General features: G+C 60.8%; 17 protein-coding genes and 1 pseudogene. 8 read left to right on the top strand and 10 right to left on the bottom strand.

Annotated features, from left to right (window positions below):
* Nucleotides 1–3 precede the first annotated feature (3 nt).
* A complete protein-coding gene (locus CAY82_RS16950; RefSeq protein WP_087502249.1) occupies nt 4–1,647 on the top strand; it encodes an acetolactate synthase large subunit in 1,644 nt (547 codons plus the stop codon).
* A 61-nt stretch (nt 1,648–1,708) separates the two neighbouring features.
* Here the strand turns inward: CAY82_RS16950 and CAY82_RS16945 are convergent, their stop codons facing one another.
* Nucleotides 1,709–2,509: an SDR family oxidoreductase gene (locus tag CAY82_RS16945; protein WP_087502248.1), complete on the bottom strand. Its 801-nt coding sequence runs from the start codon at nt 2,507–2,509 to the stop codon at nt 1,709–1,711.
* Nucleotides 2,510–2,616: 107 nt separating this feature from the next.
* Here CAY82_RS16945 and CAY82_RS16940 point away from each other — a divergent pair, with 107 nt between their 5' ends.
* Together CAY82_RS16940 and CAY82_RS16935 are read left to right on the top strand one after the other, a co-directional pair.
* On the top strand, nt 2,617–3,561 hold the full coding sequence (locus CAY82_RS16940; protein WP_087502247.1) for a GlxA family transcriptional regulator: 945 nt from the start codon (nt 2,617–2,619) through the stop codon (nt 3,559–3,561).
* Between the two features lie 177 nt (nt 3,562–3,738).
* Nucleotides 3,739–4,365, top strand: a complete 627-nt coding sequence (locus tag CAY82_RS16935) for a dTMP kinase (RefSeq protein ID WP_087502246.1) — start codon at nt 3,739–3,741, stop codon at nt 4,363–4,365.
* A gap of 34 nt (nt 4,366–4,399) precedes the next feature.
* On the opposite strand, the gene CAY82_RS16930 is transcribed toward CAY82_RS16935, so the two are convergent.
* The 4 genes and pseudogenes from CAY82_RS16930 to CAY82_RS27095 all read right to left on the bottom strand — a co-directional run.
* Nucleotides 4,400–4,822: a hypothetical protein gene (locus CAY82_RS16930; RefSeq protein ID WP_170931093.1), complete on the bottom strand. Its 423-nt coding sequence runs from the start codon at nt 4,820–4,822 to the stop codon at nt 4,400–4,402.
* A 146-nt stretch (nt 4,823–4,968) separates the two neighbouring features.
* Nucleotides 4,969–6,210: a DUF4010 domain-containing protein gene (locus tag CAY82_RS16925; RefSeq protein ID WP_087502244.1), complete on the bottom strand. Its 1,242-nt coding sequence runs from the start codon at nt 6,208–6,210 to the stop codon at nt 4,969–4,971.
* The gene (locus tag CAY82_RS16920; RefSeq protein WP_087502243.1) at nt 6,195–7,016 is read right to left on the bottom strand and encodes a helix-turn-helix domain-containing protein; all 822 of its coding nucleotides are present in this window, start codon (nt 7,014–7,016) and stop codon (nt 6,195–6,197) included. Before CAY82_RS16920 ends, CAY82_RS16925 begins: the two co-directional genes overlap by 16 nt.
* A gap of 54 nt (nt 7,017–7,070) precedes the next feature.
* Nucleotides 7,071–7,225, bottom strand: a pseudogene (locus tag CAY82_RS27095) (NAD(P)-dependent alcohol dehydrogenase); the annotation flags it as partial.
* A 204-nt stretch (nt 7,226–7,429) separates the two neighbouring features.
* Between CAY82_RS27095 and CAY82_RS16915 the strand changes: the two are divergent.
* Entirely contained in the window at nt 7,430–8,356 is a 927-nt protein-coding gene (locus CAY82_RS16915) for a universal stress protein (protein ID WP_087502242.1), read from the top strand.
* Nucleotides 8,357–8,640: 284 nt separating this feature from the next.
* Nucleotides 8,641–9,315 carry a dienelactone hydrolase family protein gene (locus CAY82_RS16910; protein WP_087502241.1) on the top strand — a complete coding sequence of 225 codons (675 nt, stop codon included), beginning with the start codon at nt 8,641–8,643 and terminating at the stop codon, nt 9,313–9,315.
* On the opposite strand, the gene CAY82_RS16905 is transcribed toward CAY82_RS16910, so the two are convergent.
* Nucleotides 9,297–10,664 (bottom strand): erythromycin esterase family protein, encoded by a 1,368-nt coding sequence (locus CAY82_RS16905; protein WP_087502240.1) that lies wholly within the window; start codon nt 10,662–10,664, stop codon nt 9,297–9,299. The genes CAY82_RS16910 and CAY82_RS16905 overlap by 19 nt on opposite strands.
* 428 nt (nt 10,665–11,092) lie before the next feature.
* Between CAY82_RS16905 and CAY82_RS16900 the strand changes: the two genes are divergently transcribed.
* A complete protein-coding gene (locus CAY82_RS16900; RefSeq protein WP_087502239.1) occupies nt 11,093–11,824 on the top strand; it encodes a helix-turn-helix domain-containing protein in 732 nt (243 codons plus the stop codon).
* Here CAY82_RS16900 and CAY82_RS16895 read toward each other — a convergent pair.
* The 4 genes from CAY82_RS16895 to CAY82_RS16880 form a co-directional block, all read right to left on the bottom strand.
* Nucleotides 11,799–12,530: a hypothetical protein gene (locus CAY82_RS16895; protein ID WP_087502238.1), complete on the bottom strand. Its 732-nt coding sequence runs from the start codon at nt 12,528–12,530 to the stop codon at nt 11,799–11,801. The two genes, CAY82_RS16900 and CAY82_RS16895, sit on opposite strands and share 26 nt — an antisense overlap.
* 217 nt (nt 12,531–12,747) lie before the next feature.
* Nucleotides 12,748–13,173, bottom strand: coding sequence for a potassium channel family protein (locus CAY82_RS16890; RefSeq protein WP_087502237.1), 426 nt, complete (start codon nt 13,171–13,173; stop codon nt 12,748–12,750).
* 28 nt (nt 13,174–13,201) lie between these two features.
* Nucleotides 13,202–15,049, bottom strand: a complete 1,848-nt coding sequence (gene ftsH, locus CAY82_RS16885) for an ATP-dependent zinc metalloprotease FtsH (protein WP_170931092.1) — start codon at nt 15,047–15,049, stop codon at nt 13,202–13,204.
* Between the two features lie 19 nt (nt 15,050–15,068).
* Complete coding sequence (locus CAY82_RS16880; RefSeq protein WP_087502235.1) at nt 15,069–15,716, bottom strand: BON domain-containing protein; 648 nt, start codon at nt 15,714–15,716, stop codon at nt 15,069–15,071.
* Nucleotides 15,717–15,912: 196 nt separating this feature from the next.
* Between CAY82_RS16880 and CAY82_RS16875 the strand changes: the two genes are divergently transcribed.
* Together CAY82_RS16875 and CAY82_RS16870 are read left to right on the top strand one after the other, a co-directional pair.
* Nucleotides 15,913–16,167 carry a hypothetical protein gene (locus CAY82_RS16875; RefSeq protein ID WP_087502299.1) on the top strand — a complete coding sequence of 85 codons (255 nt, stop codon included), beginning with the start codon at nt 15,913–15,915 and terminating at the stop codon, nt 16,165–16,167.
* A 5-nt stretch (nt 16,168–16,172) separates the two neighbouring features.
* Complete coding sequence (locus CAY82_RS16870; RefSeq protein ID WP_087502234.1) at nt 16,173–18,455, top strand: heavy metal translocating P-type ATPase; 2,283 nt, start codon at nt 16,173–16,175, stop codon at nt 18,453–18,455.
* Nucleotides 18,456–18,466 lie beyond the last annotated feature (11 nt).

Genomic DNA, 18,466 nt, shown 5'->3' with positions numbered 1-18,466 from the left:
TAAATGGCCAAGGCCGCCGATGTCGTTGTGCAATGCCTGGAAAACGAAGGTGTCGAGTATGTATTCGGCATTCCCGGTGAGGAAAACCTCGACCTGCTGGAATCCCTGCGCAAGTCGAAGATCAAGCTGGTACTGACCCGTCACGAGCAGTCCGCAGGTTTCATGGCTGCTACCTATGGTCGCCTGACCGGCAAGACCGGCGTCAGCCTGTCGACCCTCGGCCCTGGTGCCACCAACCTGGTCACCGCCAGCGCCTACGCCTACCTGGGCGGCATGCCGATGATGATGATCACCGGCCAGAAGCCGATCAAGAAGTCCAAGCAGGGCCGCTTCCAGATCATCGACGTGTGCGGCATGATGGACCCCATCACCAAGTACACCCACCAGTTCGCCTCGGCTGACAACATCCCGGCCCGCATGCGCGAGGCCTTCCGCCTGGCTGAAGAAGAAAAACCAGGTGCGGTCCACCTGGAGCTGCCGGAAGACATCGCCGCCGAGCAGACCGACGCGCTGCCGATCCCGCCAAGCCTGCACCGCCGCCCACTGGCCGAGCACGTGGCGATCGACGCTGCCGTGCAAAAGCTGAAGAACGCCCGTAACCCGATCCTGGTGATCGGTGCCGGCGCCAACCGCAAGATGACCGCCAAGGTCCTCAAGCAGCTGATCGACAAGACCGGCATCCCGTTCATCACCACCCAGATGGGTAAAGGTGTGGTCGACGAACGCCACCCGCGTTTCCTGGGCAACGCTGCACTGTCCTCGGGTGACTTTGTCCACCGCGCCATCGAAGCGGCCGACCTGATCGTCAACATCGGCCACGACGTGATCGAGAAGCCACCGTTCTTCATGGTCCGTGGCGGCACCGAGGTCATCCACATCAACTTCCGCTCGGCCGAAGTCGATGCCGTGTACTTCCCGCAGGTGGAAGTGATCGGTGACATCGCCAACGCCGTGTGGCAGATCAGCGAAGCGCTGAATGACACTTCGCACTGGGACTTCACCCGCCTGATGGCCATCCGCGAAGCCAACGAAGCGCAGATCGCCGAAGGTGCCGACGACAATCGCTTCCCGGTGTACCCGCAGCGCCTGGTTGCCGACATCCGTCGCGTACTGCCGTCCGAAGGCATCGTCGCCCTGGACAACGGCATCTACAAGATCTGGTTCGCCCGCAACTACAAGGCGCACAAGCCCAACACCGTGCTGCTGGACAACGCCCTGGCGACCATGGGCGCCGGCCTGCCATCGGCCATGGCCGCGCACCTGGTGCACCCGGACCGCCCGGTTATTTCGGTGTGCGGTGACGGCGGCTTCATGATGAACAGCCAGGAGCTGGAAACTGCTGTACGTCTGGGCATGCACATCACCGTGGTGATCCTGCGTGACGACGGCTACGGCATGATCCGCTGGAAGCAGGCGAACATGGGCTTCACCGATTTCGGCCTGGACTACGGCAACCCCGACTTCGTCAAGTACGCCGAAGCCTACGGTGCCAATGGCCACCGCGTGGAAAGCGCCGAAGGCCTGCTGCCGCTGCTCGAGCACTGCATCAAGACCCCGGGCGTGCACGTGATCGACTGCCCGGTCGACTACAGCGAGAACGACCGCATCCTCAACAGCGAGCTGCGTGAGCGCGCGCTGGCGGTGTAAAGCCTGACAGGTACGGCGCCTCCTCAAGGCTGGCGCCGTAGCCCTGCAGGAGCGACCAATCTCAAGATCCTTCGCTGTAGCGAGGTGCCAGTCGGTTGCTGGAAAGCTTACCGAACAGCGCCTGACGGCTGCTCTCATAGGTTTCGTAGCGCTGCAGCTCGTGCAGGGCCGGTATGGAAACCAGTACCTTGTTGTCGAAGTCCTGCAGGGCGCCTTCCACCAGGTCATCAACCGACATCACGATACCTGGGTCCAGGTTCTCTATCGGCAAGCCGCCAATCGCCCAGAAATCGGTAGCCGTCGCGCCAGGCAGCACGGCCTGAACCTGGATGCCGTGTGGCGCGAGTTCCTTGTGCAGCGACTGGGTGAAGGCGGTGACATACGCCTTGCTGGCGCCATACACGCCATTGAGCAACTCCGGGGCCAGGCTGACGATCGATGAAATGTTGATCACTGCACCTTGCTGACGGGCAACGAAACCTGGAGTGATGGCATAGGTAAGGCGGGTTAGGGCGGTGACGTTGAGGCTGATCATCTCTGCCATGCGTTCGACATCGCTTTCCAGCAGCGGGGTATGGGTGCCGATACCGGCATTGTTCACCAGCAGAGTGATGCTCGCGTCTTCACGCAACTTGCGCTCGACCCGGGCGAGTTCATCGGGGCGGGCCAGGTCTGCGGGGAATACTTCGACACTTTGCCGGGTTTCCCGGGTGATGCGGCTGGCCAGTGCATTGAGACGGTCACGGTTGCGTGCGACCAGCACCAGGTCGTAGCCGCGGCGGGCCAGGCGTTCGGCGTAGACCGAGCCGATACCCGAGGATGCCCCGGTAATGAGGGCGGTGCCTTTGTGCGAGAGAGTCATGACTCAAGCTCCAGTGGGGGGGATTGGGGTCATGATGCGGTAAATTTTCGCTGGCTCAAATGACGTATATGGTAGTGTTTCGAGACGCAACGGAACGGAGCCCGGTCATGCATCGTATCGGCTATCTGATCACTGAAGGTTTTCAGCTCATGGGCCTAGCCACGCAGGCGGTGTTCGAGTTCGCCAATATCGTGGCAGGGGAGGAGGTTTACCGAGTGCAGAACTTCTCGGTAGGTGGCGGCATGGTCCGTTCATCGCTGGGCATGCTCATCGATACCCTGCCGTTGGCTACGCCAGGCCTGGCTGACACCTGGATGGTCAGCGGTACCCTGACCCCCGAGATACCACCAAGTGATGAGGTGCTGGCGTATGTGCGAGGCTTTGTTGCCAGTGCGCGCAGGACCGCCGGGCTATGTACCGGCACCTTTGTGCTGGCCCAGGCCGGCGTGCTGGACAATCGCCGGGCCACCACCCATTGGGCCTATGCCAAGGCGCTGCGCCACATGCACCCCAGGATCGAGGTCGACGATGACCGGATCTTCATCGTCGATGGACCGGTCTGGACATCGGCGGGCATGACCGCGGCGCTCGACATGGCGCTGGCCATGGTGGAGAAAGACCTGGGGGCCGAACTGGCCAGGTCGGTGGCGCACAAACTGGTGATGCATCAGCGGCGCTCGGGTGGGCAGTCGCAGCATTCCGAACTGCTTGCGCTGGCGCCGAAGTCGGACCGCATCCAGAGTGCCTTGGAGTATGCCCGCCAGCACCTGAGCCGGCCGCTCAGTGTCGAAGAGCTGGCCGGCGTGGTGCACCTGAGCCCCAGGCAGTTCACCCGGGTGTTCACTGCCGAAACCGGGCAGTCCCCGGCCAAGGCCGTGGAAAGCCTGCGCCTGGAGGCTGCCCGCTTGATGATCGAGCAAAGCCGGCACAGTCTGGATGTGGTAGCCAGGGAGACCGGCTTCAGAGACCGCCGGCACCTTCGCGAGGTGTTCATCCGTGGGTTTGGCGTGCCACCGCAGGCGGTGCGCAGGGATGCCAGGCGAGTGGTCTAGAACTGCGTCATCTGCTTCGCGGGCATGCCCGCTCCCATGAGGACCACACTGGCACCCAAGCCGGCGTTGAATCTTCATATTGCCTTTGGAGCACAAATGTTCTCCTTCCGGGTAACCCTTGAAGGCAGACCACGATCAATGGTCTTATCGCGCACTTGGCCTGACTGGTAATGAAAAATGACCCGCCCGCTGTTTGTCTCCATCGATGGGCCCAAGGGCACCGGCAAAACCACACTTCTGGAGGCCGTTACCAAAGCCCTGAGGGCTGACAACAGGAAAGTGATCCGGCTTTGCGAGAAGAAAAGCGACCCCTACCGGTGTGAAACCATGGCTCTTGTCAATCAACTGGTCAGAAGCCCTTCACGGGACCTGGAATTGAGGGTGTGCGAGCGCTTTGCCGAAAGCCGTGCCTGGATTTCCCGGCACGTGCTGCCCAGGCAGCCATCGGGCAGTATCATCCTGATCGATCGCTGGTACCCGTCTGATGCCGCATTTCGCCGTACCGTGCCGTTCGACGAGATCCTGCGCCTGAACGCCGAGCGACATGTGCAGGTGCCCGATTTGCATGTCGGGGTTGTCACGGCCCCTGATACCTCATGGGCAAGGGCCGCAGCCCGCACGCGTGGGCTGGGCAGTACGGTAATCCATAGCCTGGACGAGCAGGTTGCCTGTACCGAGGCGTTCGAACGTGCAGTTGCGGATCATGGCTGGGTACTGTGCCGTAATGAAGGGGCCATCGAGGATGCAACAAGGCAGGTCGTGGCCGAAATCGATAGCGTGCTTCGACCACCTCATCGACCGTGATGCTATCACCGATGGCACCGTGGAGCAGTGCCGGTTACTGCGTCATGGGCATATCCATCATTGACGACTGCTGATCCATCATCTTCATCATCATGTCCATCATTCCGTGGTCCATGCCCATGCCGCCCTTGGCTCCCGACATCCCCATGCCCGAGCCCATGCAGCCAGCGGCATGGTGCTTGCTCATAATGGCCATGCTTTCCTTCATTGTCTGCATACCCTCGTGCATGGCGGCTTGCCGCTCGGCTGGGGTCTTCGCTGCAGCGGCTTTGTCATGAGCAATCTGCATCTTGTGCATTTGTTCGCTCATCGCCTTGTTCATGGCCGACTCGGAGGGTGTACTGGCGGCTGGCGCGTTGGTAGTGGCATCGCCAGCGTTTTGCTTTTCATCGGCATGCGCCATGAGTGCACTACCGGCCAGAACAACAGCAAGCATCAATTTCAATTGCGATTGCATGGTGAACTCCACGTATCTGGATATGGATGGTGTGCCCCAAAGGCCTTGGTATGCCTGGACGTTTTAAGTGTAGGCAGCCAGTTGGTCGCTGGTTTGACTTGAATCAAGCAAGTGGTCCATCCGGTTCTCACATATTCTGTGCCTCGTCAGTACATAGCCAGCCCAAACCACATTGCCCCGAGGATGATGATCTGTGCTGGAACAAGATAACGCGCAAACTGGAAACCGCCATTGCTGAGCGCCAGCACACATTTGGTCAGCGTGTTCCCGGTCACGGCCATCATGCCCGGTACCACGACATCGGCTACCTCCAGCCGTCCGGCCATCACCAGCGAGGCCACCGACGCAGTTGCTGCGTGGGCATCACCCAGCCCGCTGACGAATGCTGCAATGCTGACGCCGTTGTGGCCCAGTTGCTGAAGAAGAAACGCTGAGAACAGGGCGACGCCGGTCAGGGCAAGCGTGATGATCAGTGCGGTCCAGAGACTGAAGGCACCGTTACCCTGATGTGCCGCGGAGCCGCCAGAAGCGGCACGCCAAGGTGCCAGCAGTAATATCCCGTAAGCCACGGTGACCGATGCGCCAAGCCCGATCGAAATCACGAAAGGGCTCAGCAGGTGCCGGTCGATGATAATCAGCACCAAGGCGAATTGCGTAATGCTCGCAAGGTTGGACAGCACCGCCGATGCCGCGAAAGATCTGACTGCAAGTTTCTGCTGCCGAGCTTCACGGGCCAACAGCGCAATGGTTGCCGTGCCCGAGGCAAAGCCTGATGCTATTGCGCTCAAAGGCAAGCCATAACGAGGGCCCATCAGGCGCATGGCGATATGACCCACTGCACCGACAGCCATCAGCAGGACGACCAGCGTGCAGATCGTGCGGGGGTTGAGCACGCTATAGGGTCCCAGGAACCGGTCTGGCGTCAACGGCAGTACCACTAGTGCAACCGTTAGCAACATCAAGCCATCGCGCAGCTCTTCTTCACTCAGCTGCTGCAGTACGAAGTGATGAAGCTCACGCTGCATGGCCAACAGCACGGTCAGTACCACGCCTACCGCTGTAGCAAGCTCGGGCTCGTTCAGGCTCAACGCGCCCAGGGTCAGCACCAGCAGCAGAGCGATTTCGCTGGTGACCTCAGGATCTTTGTCGGCATGCTTGCGGTAGTGCATGCAGAGCATCAGTACCAGGCCCAGACTGGCTACCCCGACCAGCATCGGGCCTGCCAGCAACATACTGACGTAGCCCAGCAGGGCAGTGATGGCGAAGGTCCTGAGTCCGGCTGCGGCATGGTCTTCGTTGCGGCCTTTCTTGCGTTCGCGCTCAAGTCCTACCAGCATGCCGATGCCCAGCGCCACGGCGCCGTGTCCGACATTCAGGGTGTCGAGCATGGTGCCTCGGGAACTCCCTTGTGGTCACATTCAACACCGCCCTGTTCGAGCGTCATAAGGGCAGGCATGTCGAGAATCTCCACCAGTCTGCCATGCAAGCTGACGATGCCGAGCGCGCGAAGACGGGCGACGGCACGGCACACGGTTTCCAGACGCAATCCCAGGTACGACGCCATGTCTTCGCGGGACATGCGCAACATGAACCCATGGGCAGAGTAGCCCCGGTTGACGAAGCGCCTGGACAGCCCGACCAGGAAGCTGGCCAGCCGCTGTTCAGCAGTGAGGTTGCATAACATCAACACGCGCTCGTGTTCACGCACGATCTCCCGACTCATCAACCGATTCAGACTTTGTTGCAGGACCGGGAAGTCCCGTGCCAGGGCTTGCAAGCGGCGATAGGGCACGGGGCAGACTTCGCTGTCTTCCAGGGCAATGGCATCGCAGACATGATGCTCGGTGGCAATGGCATCAAGGCCAAGCACGTCACCCGGCATCCAGAAGTTGATCACCACCCCTTGGCCTTCGGCGCTGTTCAGGCTGGTCTTGAAGCTGCCGCAGCGAACCGCATACAGCGTGGTCAGTGAATCATTGGCATTGAACAGTGCGGCGCCTTTGCGAACTCGCATGCGTGGGCCTATCAGTGCGCCCAGGCAACTGTTGTCGTGAATGGGCAAGCCGGTGGGCAGGCACAGGCCGCTGACCCGGCATTCCCTGCACAGGGGCACCAGCGGTTTCAGGTGAATCGGATTTGCCACGCGCGACGAAACAGACTGATCAAGGAGCGTGACTTTCAGTTGACCGGACATTTTCAGGCCTCCTCCGAGCATCGGAGATTGGCAAAGCGGGTACGGGGTGACCAATCAGCGAATCTTCATGACACCATCGCGCTGATGGGCGAACAGTTCATAGGTAGCCTCAATGTCATCGAGTCGAAAGCGGTGCGTGACCAGTTGCGAACGTCGCCCCGGCCGTTGGCGATCACCGCCATCAGCCGGCGCATGTGCTCTTTGCCGCCATGGCCCGCCTCCGAAGCAAGAAATCATTGTTGATATGCCAGTAGCGTGCTCCGTTAGCGGCTAGAAGCCTTGATCAGCATCAAATTCCCGCGCCATCCAGAATGCCGTTTGTCTGCGCGGAAGCGGGCAGTTGACAAACATCAAATTTGCAAAAGATGAGTGGCAGATGCTCCAGGTACGTACCGCAATCGCAGAGGTGTGCCATGGACAATCCACAAAGACTGCTGCTGATAGCATCAGCCCTGATGCGCCGGACTCCGATCTATGATCGCGCAGCAGCGCTGGCCAAGGCCAAGGGCATGGCGCTGCACATTGTGGCGTTCGATTATCTGGAAGGGCTTGCCACGGCGGGCCTGGTCAATGACCAGGCGCTGGCTGTCATGCGCGAAGGCTATGTGCAGCAGCACCGTGACTGGCTGGAGTCCCAGGCGCTGTCGATGCGGCGCAATGGTGTCACGGTCACCACGGAAGTGGTGTGGGTGCAGCATCCGCTGGACGAGATCCTCGCGCACTTGCGCGAGCAGCCTTTCGCCATGCTGATCAAGGAGCTCGAGCATGAACCCTGGTGGATGCGCGCCATGTTCACGTCACTGGATGTTCAGCTATTGCGCGATACACGCATCCCGCTGCACCTGGTGCACAAGGCCAGCCATGCGCTGCCGCGCAGGATTCTTGCAGCTGTGGACCTGTCCAGGCCTGAAGATCAGTATGAGGGCTTCAACGACCAGATCATCAGTGAAGCGCTGAAGTTGGCATTGCAATGCAATGCCCAGATCGAATTGTTATATGCCTATGACCTGGGCTCGATGTATCTGGACGCTGGCGGCAGCCGGGAACATTCGTTCCTGTTCGACTCGAATTCCGCTCGAACCCTTCATGAGGCCCAGAGCGAAGCCTTCCAGTCGCTTGCCGAGCGCAATGGTATCGCCGCCGAACACCGCCACATGCGAATGGGCGATCCGGCCAAGGTCCTGGCGGTGTTCATGGATAACAATGATATCGACGTGCTGGTCATGGGCAGCTATCACCATCATGGCATCGGCTGGTTCATCGGCAGCACTGCGGAACGAGTGATGCATCGGCTCTCCAGCAGCGTACTGGTTATTTCACCGGAGCATTCCCAAGGCTGATGGGCAAGGCCCGCAATGGCCTGCTTTCAAAGCTTTCAAGGACGCAGGCCATGCTCGTACATGCGCTCGTGAAACGACAGGCGCCATCTCGGTGCGGGAGGTTTCATGTCATATGACCTTGCAGTGCAGACCTCGTTTCCAGACCGTCCCGAGGCCGGGCGTTGCCTTGTCGAACCGCTCACCCGGTTCGCCGGCAGGTCAAACTTCGGTTGAAGAAGTCATGGCGCTCATGCGTCAAGCTGACGCGCGCGTGCTTTCCCAGGATACTTCCCAGGAGCGAGGACATGACTGAGGTACGATCGCAGACTATCAAGCTGCCCGGCGTCGAATTGCTGGCCGACTTACGGTTGCCGGGCAATTGCCGCGCTCTGGTCATTTTCGCCCATGGCAGTGGCAGCGGTCGTTTGAGCGCCCGGAACCAGTTCGTGGCTGACATCCTCGCGGCTCGCGGGCTGGGGTCGTTGCTGTTCGACCTGCTGACGCAAAAAGAGCAGCGACTGGATAACGAGACCGGGGAACTGCGTTTCGACATTCCATTGCTGGCCAAGCGATTAGTCGATGTCGTCGATTGGGTACAACGGGATAAGCAACTCCAGCCCCTGCGCGTTGGCCTGTTTGGTGCCAGTACTGGCGCGGCCGCGGCGCTGCTCGCAGCGGCTCAACGCCCGGATGTGGTGGCGGCGGTGGTCAGCAGGGGAGGCCGGACTGACCTGGCCTGGTCAGTGCTGCAGCGAGTAAAAGCGCCAACGTTGCACATCGTGGGTAGTGAAGACGTACAGGTGCTGGAGCTCAATCGTCTGGCGGGTCGCATGTTGCAATGTGAGCATCGACTTGAAGTGGTGCCAGGCGCTACGCATCTTTTCGAAGAACCTGGCACGCTGGGCAAGGCTGCGGCGCTCGCTGCCGACTGGTTTGTAGCGCACCTGCAAGCTTCGGGCAGTCACACGCCAAATGGATAGGTTTCGTCCTCCGGTTCCAGATGTTGTTGTTTCGGCAAGGGCAGCGCGGTGACCGGCCTGGTTTGTTCGACCCAGAGCATGGCATCGAACTGCTCGGCCAGAACTGCCTCGAAATAGTGGCTGAGCCGCTCGCTTTCGGGACGATAGATGACACCAATGGCCCGCTCGAGCAATGGCGTGGACAAGATCCGGCGCAGTTCCTTGCGCTGCGGGTCTCGCCAGTCGGTCAACGAGGCTGGCACTCCGGCAAGCCGGAACTGGCACTCCCAACTGTCCGGGCGGGATGGACGTATGTCCTTGATCTGCAGGTCGCCGTCCCAGTCATCGGCTGCGGCCACCTGGCCTCGGTCGGTCGCCATGCCGATCAGCACGGCATCCCGTCCAAACGCACTGCGACACAGCTGACCGATGTTGAACTGGCCTTTCCAGCCCATTTCTGTGGCGCCTGCATTGCCGATATGAGAATTGTGTGCCCAGACCACCGCCTTGGCTTTCGGACCGCGGCGCTCGAGCAGCGCACGCAAGGTATCGAACATGTGCCGGTCGCGCAGGTTCCAGGATGCGGCCGACCCTCGGTAGATGGCTCGATAGTATTGTTCCGCAGCAATGATTACGCGTGCATTCTGCGTTGCGTTGAAAAAGGCTTCGTCATTGCGGATCAAGCCTGACAATTGTTCGGCCAGCATGACATTCAGTTGCTCGATCACCGGTTGCTCGCAAGGCATGACGCCACCGCGCTCGACAAAATGGCCATACAGCGCAGGGTCGTCCTGCCAGGGCGTCAGGCAGCCGTAGCGCCGACGGGCCTCATGGGCCAGATGCGGATCGACCCGGTCCAGATAGGCCAGCACTTCATGTATGGAGTTGCGCAGGCTGTAGACGTCCAGGCCACGAAACTCTACGCGACGGTCCTCGGCCAGCATGCGATTGTGCGCGTGGAGCCAATGGACAAAGGCCTTGACCTCACTGTTGCGCCACATCCAGGTTGGGAAACGGCTGAAGATATGGCGTTTCCACGCTGAATGTGCAAGCCCTCGCACATATTGATCGACATGCCCGGCATCCGGCCAGTCGGCTTCGACGGCCACGATGTTGAAGCCATGCAGTTCGATGAGTCGTCGGGTAATAGCCGCACGGGCGCGGTAGAACTCGCTGCTGCCATGGCTCGCCTCGCCGAGCATCACCACTCGGGCATCGGCATAACGGTCGAACAGCTTGGCAAAAGCCGGGTCTTCCAGGTCCGGTAGGGGCTCGGCGTATTGGTGCAGCATTGGCGCGATATCACCAGTATCGACCTGGTATTGCTTACCGTAAAGCTGCTCCATCAGCTTGTTCGAAGGTCCGTTCATGGGCATTCTCCCTTGGAGGGATTGCTGCGTCGGCCCGCGGTAGATGCCAGGCGCCGCAGCATGACAGGTCATGGGGCGGTGGCCTTGGGTCAGCTCAGTGCAAGGCGGTGGATGACCTCTTTCGGACCAGGCTACGGCCTTGGCAAACTCAATGATTTGAGCATTGGGTGCCTGTTAGTCGAGGTCTTCGCAGCTTGCAGGCGCAATTGTTCGGGTAGTCCATGACCAGCAGGTCGGCATCCGTCAGTGCAACATGCGTAGCCACGCTCTTCGCCGTCGGTTTCATTATTTGCGCATGAAGGCCGTAAGACTTGATCCTGATCAAGCCTTGGCAGGTGACATTACCCTTCGTCGGTAGCCCGGAAACCACTGAGCGTAGCGGCTAATTTTGAATTAATGCTCGCATGAAAAAACGTTGAGGCGTCATCATGTCAGGCCCTGTAGATATGGGGGCAAGGCCCCATGTGAAGTGCCTTGCGTGTTCGTTGAGCCGCCTTTGCTTGCCCGCTAGCCTCAGTGCTGACGAAGTGGACAAGCTGGAACGTATCGTGCGCCGTAACCGTCCGTTGAAGAAGGGTGCCTATCTGTTCAAGGCCGACGAGCCGATGGACCATGTATTTGCCCTGCGCTCGGGGGCTATCAAGAACTTCCTGCTTGATGCCGAGGGCAACGAGCGGGTCACCGGCTTCGTCCTGCCGGGTGAGATGCTGGGGCTGGACGCTATCGGTGCGAGTCATTATCGAAGCTACGCGCTGGCGCTTGAAGTTTCTCTGGTCTGCTCCATCCGGCTCGATCAGCTGGTTGATCTGTCGGGGCAGATCCCTGGCTTACGCTACCAGCTATTGCATATGCTGAGCCTGGGCATCCAGGGCAAGGATGAACACCTGCGGTGCTGCCATGGGCGGGCCGATCAACGGTTGTCGATATTCCTGTTGGGCATGTCGGCGCGCTACCATGAGCGCGGATTGAGGGCAGATGTTTTCAATCTGCCCATGTCCCGCAGCGATATCGCAAATTACCTGGACCTCACCCAGGAAACCGTCAGCCGGTTGTTCACCCGGTTCATCCAGGCAGGGTTCCTGCAATGCGTAGGGCGCGAGGTACGACTTGTCGACCAACAAGGGCTGCTCAACCTCAGCCGGCCGGAGGAACCCGTTTAAGCGCCGCGAGCACTCTGTCATAGCGTTGCACAAGCCCACTCGATGGCGACTGGGTACTCCAGGTCGGGTAGGGCACATGGTCTGTTCGCAGCCAGATGCGCTGTGGCTGCACGCCTTTTCGCCAGCACAAGCGTGCTGCCTGGCGCGCTACTTGCGGTGGTGCACAGCAGTAGACCGTATCCGGCCTGAAATCTTCCAACTGCTTTGTCAGTTGCGTCCATCCGCTTTCGCTGTCGCGCACTACCGTCTTTTGTGCCGTCAGGCACACGAGGCAATCTGCGGGCAAATGCTCCAGGGGCAAGCCTTCGTGTAGCAGCCGCACCTGAACCCAAGGTAGCCAGCAGCGGATTTCATCGAGCAGGCAAAGAAGCGCCAACACCCCCTCGCCGCGAGTGATGGCCAGCAGCCGCTTGCTTTGCAGGGGTACTGGCCAGGCGTTGCCCAATGGCCCGGAATAGCGAAGCAACTGACCCGCCTTATCCAGTGCCTGGGTAGCATGAGTGGTTACCATGAACCGGCCAGCCATCCCTGGCAGGCTCACATAGCTGCAGGGCCAACGTTGCTCGCGACTGGCCAGAAAGCAGTATTGGCCCGGCATCGCCTCGCTGCGCTGCGGGGTGCAAAGCGCCAGGCGCAGGTACTCCTGGGTGCCCATACCCGACAACGTTTCCAGCAAACGGACACATCCACCGTCGTCCCGCCCCATGTGCGCCTCGATTGTGTCTGGTACGACCCTGCTGCATTCAGGTTAGGCGCCTGCCTTCCCTGGACCTTGATCAGGATCAAAGGGGCAGCGATGGTAGCCGCTAGCAGATTGATAAACGCAGGGTTGCCTCCGCCCCCAAGACTGATCGAGCATGGTGAAGACGTGCCTGACGTTGCGCAATGGCACTGCACGCGGCCGCCAAACGACTGAACCACCGTTATTTGGCTTTCCAGTACTTCTGCATTTCCAGGAACAGGAACGAAGCTGTCCAGGTGATCAGCACCAGGCCGGTCAATGCCTGTAGGCCAGTGAGGTATTTGAGGTGCCCGGTAGGGGCGATGTCGCCGAAGCCGATGGTGGTGTAGGTGGTGAAGGAAAAGTACACGCAATCCAGGAAGCTGCCATCGAAATTGCCACTGAGCGTGCCCCAGCCATCAGCGTGAGCCATCAGGTAATAGGCCAAGGCAAAACACCAGACCTCCAGGGCATGGGCCAGCAGCGCGCCGAACACACCCGCAACTATTCGGAATCGGCTCCACAATTTAAGCCGCGGTAGCCAGTCATTCAGGCGCAGCAAGCATTCGTAGTGAATGATTACCACCAGTATGACTACCAGCATGTTGATCAATGTGACGGTGAGCATGGTCGCTTTCCTGAGCAGGAGCGGAGCGTCATTTGGCTGTGTCGAGTAGCGGGTAGGTGACAGCTTCCTTGACCAGCGGCAGCAGTGCCGGGAATTCTTCGGGGGTGATGGTCTCCTTGGCCAGTAACAGGCGTGCTCCGGCGTCGAGGTCCGCCCGGCGCTGTTCGAGCAACACCCGGGCACGGCTGTAGGCCTCTTCCAGCAAGCCACGAATGCCCAGGTCGATCTCCCGTGCGGTCTGTTCAGAATAGTCCTTGCGCTCCTGGCGCAATACCGACTCGCCCAGATAACTGGCCTGTTGCCGCTCGAGCACGGCCTGGCCCAGCTCCGCGCTCATGCCGAAGCGCGTGATCAACTGCCGGGCTATGTCGGTGGCGCGCCCCAGGTCGTCGGCGGCACCGGTCGAGACCTGGCCGAATGCCAGGCTTTCGGCAGCGCGCCCGGCCATCATCACGACGATACGGTCACGGAGCATCTGCGCGCTGATCAGGAAGCGGTCATCGGTGGGCCGTTGCAGGGTATAACCCAGCGAGCCTGCGGCGCGGGGGATGATCGAGACTTTATGCACCGGGTCCATCGCCGGCAGGCTGCTCGCCGCCAAGGCGTGCCCCATCTCATGGTACGCCACCACTTGACGCTCATCGTCGCGCAGCACGTTGCCCTTGCGTTCCACACCCGCGACCAGGCGCTCGACGGCAGCAGTGAAGTCCTGCAATTCCACCCACTGGCTGGCACGTCGTGTGGCGATGATGGCCGCCTCGTTTACCAGGTTGGCCAGGTCGGCACCGGTCAGGCCTGGCGTGATTTCGGCAATACGCTCGCAGTCCAGGTCGTTCTTGTAGACGATCTTGTGCAAGTGCACCTTTAGAATCGCCAGGCGACCTTTGCGGTCGGGCCTGTCGATGAGAATCTGCCGATCGAACCGTCCTGCGCGCAGCAGCGCCGGGTCCAGCACTTCGGGGCGGTTGGTGGCCGCCAGCAGCACGACGCCTTCGCGCGCGTCAAAGCCATCCAGTTCGGCCAGCAGTTGATTGAGCGTTTGCTCCTTCTCATCATTGCCGCCAAGGCTGCCAAGCCCGCGCATCTTGCCCAAGGCGTCCAGCTCATCAATGAAGATGATGCAAGGCGCCGCCTGGCGTGCCTGGTCGAAAAGATCGCGAACCCGCGCGGCGCCCACGCCCACGAACATCTCGACGAACTCCGACCCGGAAATGGAAAAGAACGGGACCGCCGCTTCGCCGGCGATGGCCTTGGCGACCAAGGTCTTGCCGGTGCCGGGTGGACCGACCAGCAATGTGCCCTTGGGCACGTGAGCGCCCAGGCGGGCATACCACGCCTTGTTCTTCAGGAAGGCGACGATCTCGGTCAGCTCATCCTTGACATCGTCTATACCGGCAACATCGGCAAAGGTCACCTTGATATCGCGCTCGACATAGACGCGGGCGCGTGACTTGCCTACACCCATCAACCCGCCCAGGCCCTGTTTTTCACCAAGCCCATGGAACAGGAAGTACCACAAAACCAGCATCATCAGCAGTGGCATGAACCAGCCCACTGTGGTGGCCAGCGCGCTGTCCTCGGCGACACCGGTAAACTCCGCCCCCGAGCGCCCCAACTGCTCGCTCAGCACCGGGTCGATACGCACCGTGGAAAACATCGAATGTCCATCGATGGGTTCCTGCAGCCTGCCCAGGATGCGGTCGTGCTCGATGCGCAGGTCGTTGACTTTCTGCTGTTCCAGTAGCTGTAAAAACTGACTGTAAGGGATGGCCTGCACCGCCGGGCGGTTGAACAGGCCGAGTTGAACTGCGGCCAGCAACGACAGCCCGATGGCCAGGAAATAGAATTTCCATGGCTGACCCTTGTTCATGGTCATCCCTCCTACGGGCTGAGTGCTAGGCAATCAACAGGAAGTCTTCGACTTTGCTCACACCCGGTACTGACCAGGCCGCGCGCTCGACCACTTCCCGTTCACGAAGCAAATGCACCTTGCCTTCTAGCCTGACCACACCCCCGTTGACGGTGACGCGGATCCCTTCAGCCTGAATCTCTGCGCTGCGCTTGAGGGCTTCCTCGATGTGGTGCTTGATATCGCTGGCATTGGCCCGTGCCTTCAAGGTGATGCGGTTGTGTACGCTAACCACGCCCGACAGGCGCCACACGGCCTGTTCTATCACCTCCTTCTGGTATTGCCAGTCCAGCTCGCCTTCCAGGGTCACCGTGCCTTTGTGCACGGTAACCTTGATGCCCTCGACATTGGCATCCGAGCTCCAGGCAATGATTTTCAGGGCGCGGTTGGCAATCGTGTCGTCGGCCGTACCCTCCAGCTTGTTCAGTCGGACTTCGATTTCTTCGGCCAGCCCACGCACGCCTTTCATGGCTTTGACGGTGCGCTCGGCACTGACCTTCTGAGCATAACTGTTGACATGGCCGGAAAGCGTGACCACGCCGTCCTGCACCGTCACACCGATGCTCGCAGCATTGATGTCCGGCTGAAACTCCAGTTCTTCGAGTACCAGGTCGCGCAGTTCGAGGTCGTTCATGATGAGCTCCAGTGTCATATCCAGAAGTGGGTTGGAATGCCTTGAGCCCTTTTTTCTACGCTCCAGCGCTGTTGAGCGATTGACAAAGGTCAAGGTGGCGCACTGACAGATGCCTCATGAGATTGATAAATGTCAGGCTGCCGCAGGCGGTGCTGCCGATACTCAGGATGTCTTGGGCACGCGAGAGGGCATCTACATGCAACGCTATCTGCTTGTAGGATTGACGAGCCTGCTGCTGGCATCCGCCCTGGGATGTACGCGTTGGCCTGCCGAGGAATACGATGCACGTCTGGAGTCGGCTGAAAATAACGCGGCGACCGCCAGGCTGCGAGCCGACCAGGTGTGCTACCGGATCGATCTGGTCGAGCAAACCGCCAACGAGGCGCTGCGCAGGGCTACTCATGCCGAGGACCAGATCCAGCAGTTGCTCCGCCAGGCCAAGCACAAGTAGCCGCCATGTCACGTCGATGGCTGGACCCGGTCCTGTTGCTGGTTTGTGTTCTGGCCTTGCTGGTCGGTGGGCTGGCCTATGCGGCACAACGGCCTGCCTGGGCCTCTGTAATCTGGGCCGGTGGCAGCGCGATCATGGCAGTGGTGCTGGCGGTGGAAATGACTCAACGCCTGGCCAGACGCGAGGCGGGCATCGATCTGATCGCGCTGATGTCTATCGGCGCGGCCTTGGCTCTGGAGCAGATGCTGGTGGGGGCGGTGGTCGCACTCATGCTTGCCACCGGCCGTGCGTTGGAGGCGCTCAGTTTGCGTCATGCCGAGCGCGAGTTGCGCGCACTGATCGACAGGGCTCCCCAACGGGCCTGGATTCAGGAGCACGACAGGCTGCGAGAGGTGCCCGTGTGCGAAGTCCAGCCTGGCCAAGTCGTGCTGGTGCGACTTGGTGAAGTGGTTCCGGTGGACGGACGCCTGCAGACGGAACAGGCGACCCTCGACGAGGCCGCGTTGACTGGCGAATCGCTACCCGTCACCCGCCATGCCGGCGAGCCTGTGGCCAGCGGTGTGATCAACGCGGGCGCGCCGTTGCTGTTGTTGGCCACGCACACCGCCGCGCAGAGCACCTATGCCGGCATCGTGCGCCTGGCCGAAACAGCACGCCAGTCACGGGCACCCTTCGTGCGCTTGGCCGACCGTTACGCGCTGGCGCTCATTCCGCTGACGCTGTTCATCGCAGCGCTGGCCTGGTGGGCCAGTGGCGACGTGCAACGGGTGCTGGCTGTGCTGGTGGTTGCCACGCCTTGCCCACTGATACTGGCCGTACCGATAGCCATTCTGTCAGGTATTTCCAGAGCCGCGCGGCGCAACATCCTCGTGCGTGATGGCGAGGTGCTGGAAGCGCTGGCCGGGATCCGTCATGTGTTCCTCGACAAGACCGGCACCTTGACCAGCGGCCATGCCCAGTTGCAATCGATCGAGATCAAAGGGGAGGGGACGCCCTTGCAGATCTTGCAACTGGCCGCGTCGTTGGCCCAGGCTTCCACTCATCCGATTGCCCAGGCCATCGTTCACGCTGCCCGTCTGCGCAACCTGGCGCTGACACCTGCGCAACAGGTACAGGAAAGCCCTGGCCTGGGGCTTGCCGGCAATGTGCAGGGCAAAGCCGTCCGCTTGGGGGCCCTGGCTTACGTGCGCAATGGCACAGATGATGGCAGCTGGGCTCAGGCGCGCTTACAGCAACTGGACTACTTGGCCAACAGTGGCAGTTTCGTGGCGGTCGACGGTGCGTTGAAAGCCGTGCTGCGGCTTGCCGACGACCTGCGCCGGGAAACACCCCAGACCCTGCGTCTGCTACGTGCCCGCGGCATTGACAAGATTGTCATGCTGACCGGAGATCGCCCGGAAACGGCCGAGATGATTGCTCTGACAGCGGGCATCGACGAACTTCGTTCAGGGCTTTCTGCGCAGGACAAAGTTCGCCTGGTCCAGCAAGGCTGCCGCAGTGGACCGACGCTGATGGTCGGTGATGGCATCAACGATGCCCCGGCGTTGGCTGCAGCCGATGTCGGAGTTGCCATGGGTGCCACTGGGGTTACTGCCTCGGCGCAGGCGGCCGGTGTGGTCCTGCTGGTCGACAGGCTCGATCGTTTGGTCGAGGTACTGGATATCGCCCGGCATGCCGTGCATATCGCCCGGCAGGGGGTATGGGTGGGCATGAGCCTGTCATTGCTGGCTATGCTGGTCGCCGCAGCCGGTTACCTGCCAGCGCTGATGGGGGCGGTGCTGCAGGAAGGTATCGACCTGTTGATCATCATCAACGCCTTGCGCGCGCTTGGCCCCTTGGCGGGCCGGCGGCACACCGGGCTCCCCGTGGAAGACCTGAATCGGATGCAGGATGAGCATCGGCAGCTCGACGGGCTGCTGACGCAACTTGGCCAGATGGCTTGTGACTTCGCCAGGCGCCCTGCCGGGCAGGCTCGGGCCGACCTGCGCGAACTGGTCGGTGCGCTGCACGACCTGCTGGAGCGCCACGAGCGCGATGACGAACGCCGCTTGTATCCGGCGTTGAGCCGTTTCATTCCCGGTGAAGATCCACTGTCGGCAATGAGCCATACCCATCGGGAAATCTTTCGGCTCATCCATCTGCTGTCGTGCATGAGCCGGGATTTCAGCCAGGCGGCCGACAGCCCGAGCGCCGACGATATCCAGCACCAGCTCATCCGTCTGGATACTCTGGCCAAGCTGCACTTTGACCAGGAAGAAGCCTTGTATCGATATCTGGATCGCCGCTGAGCAGCGCTTCT

The sequence above is a fragment of the Pseudomonas sp. SID14000 genome (genome assembly GCF_002165135.1).
GTDB lineage: Bacteria > Pseudomonadota > Gammaproteobacteria > Pseudomonadales > Pseudomonadaceae > Aquipseudomonas.
The sequence above is the reverse complement of the archived record's forward strand: the minus strand, read 5'-3'. Positions and strand labels throughout refer to the sequence as shown.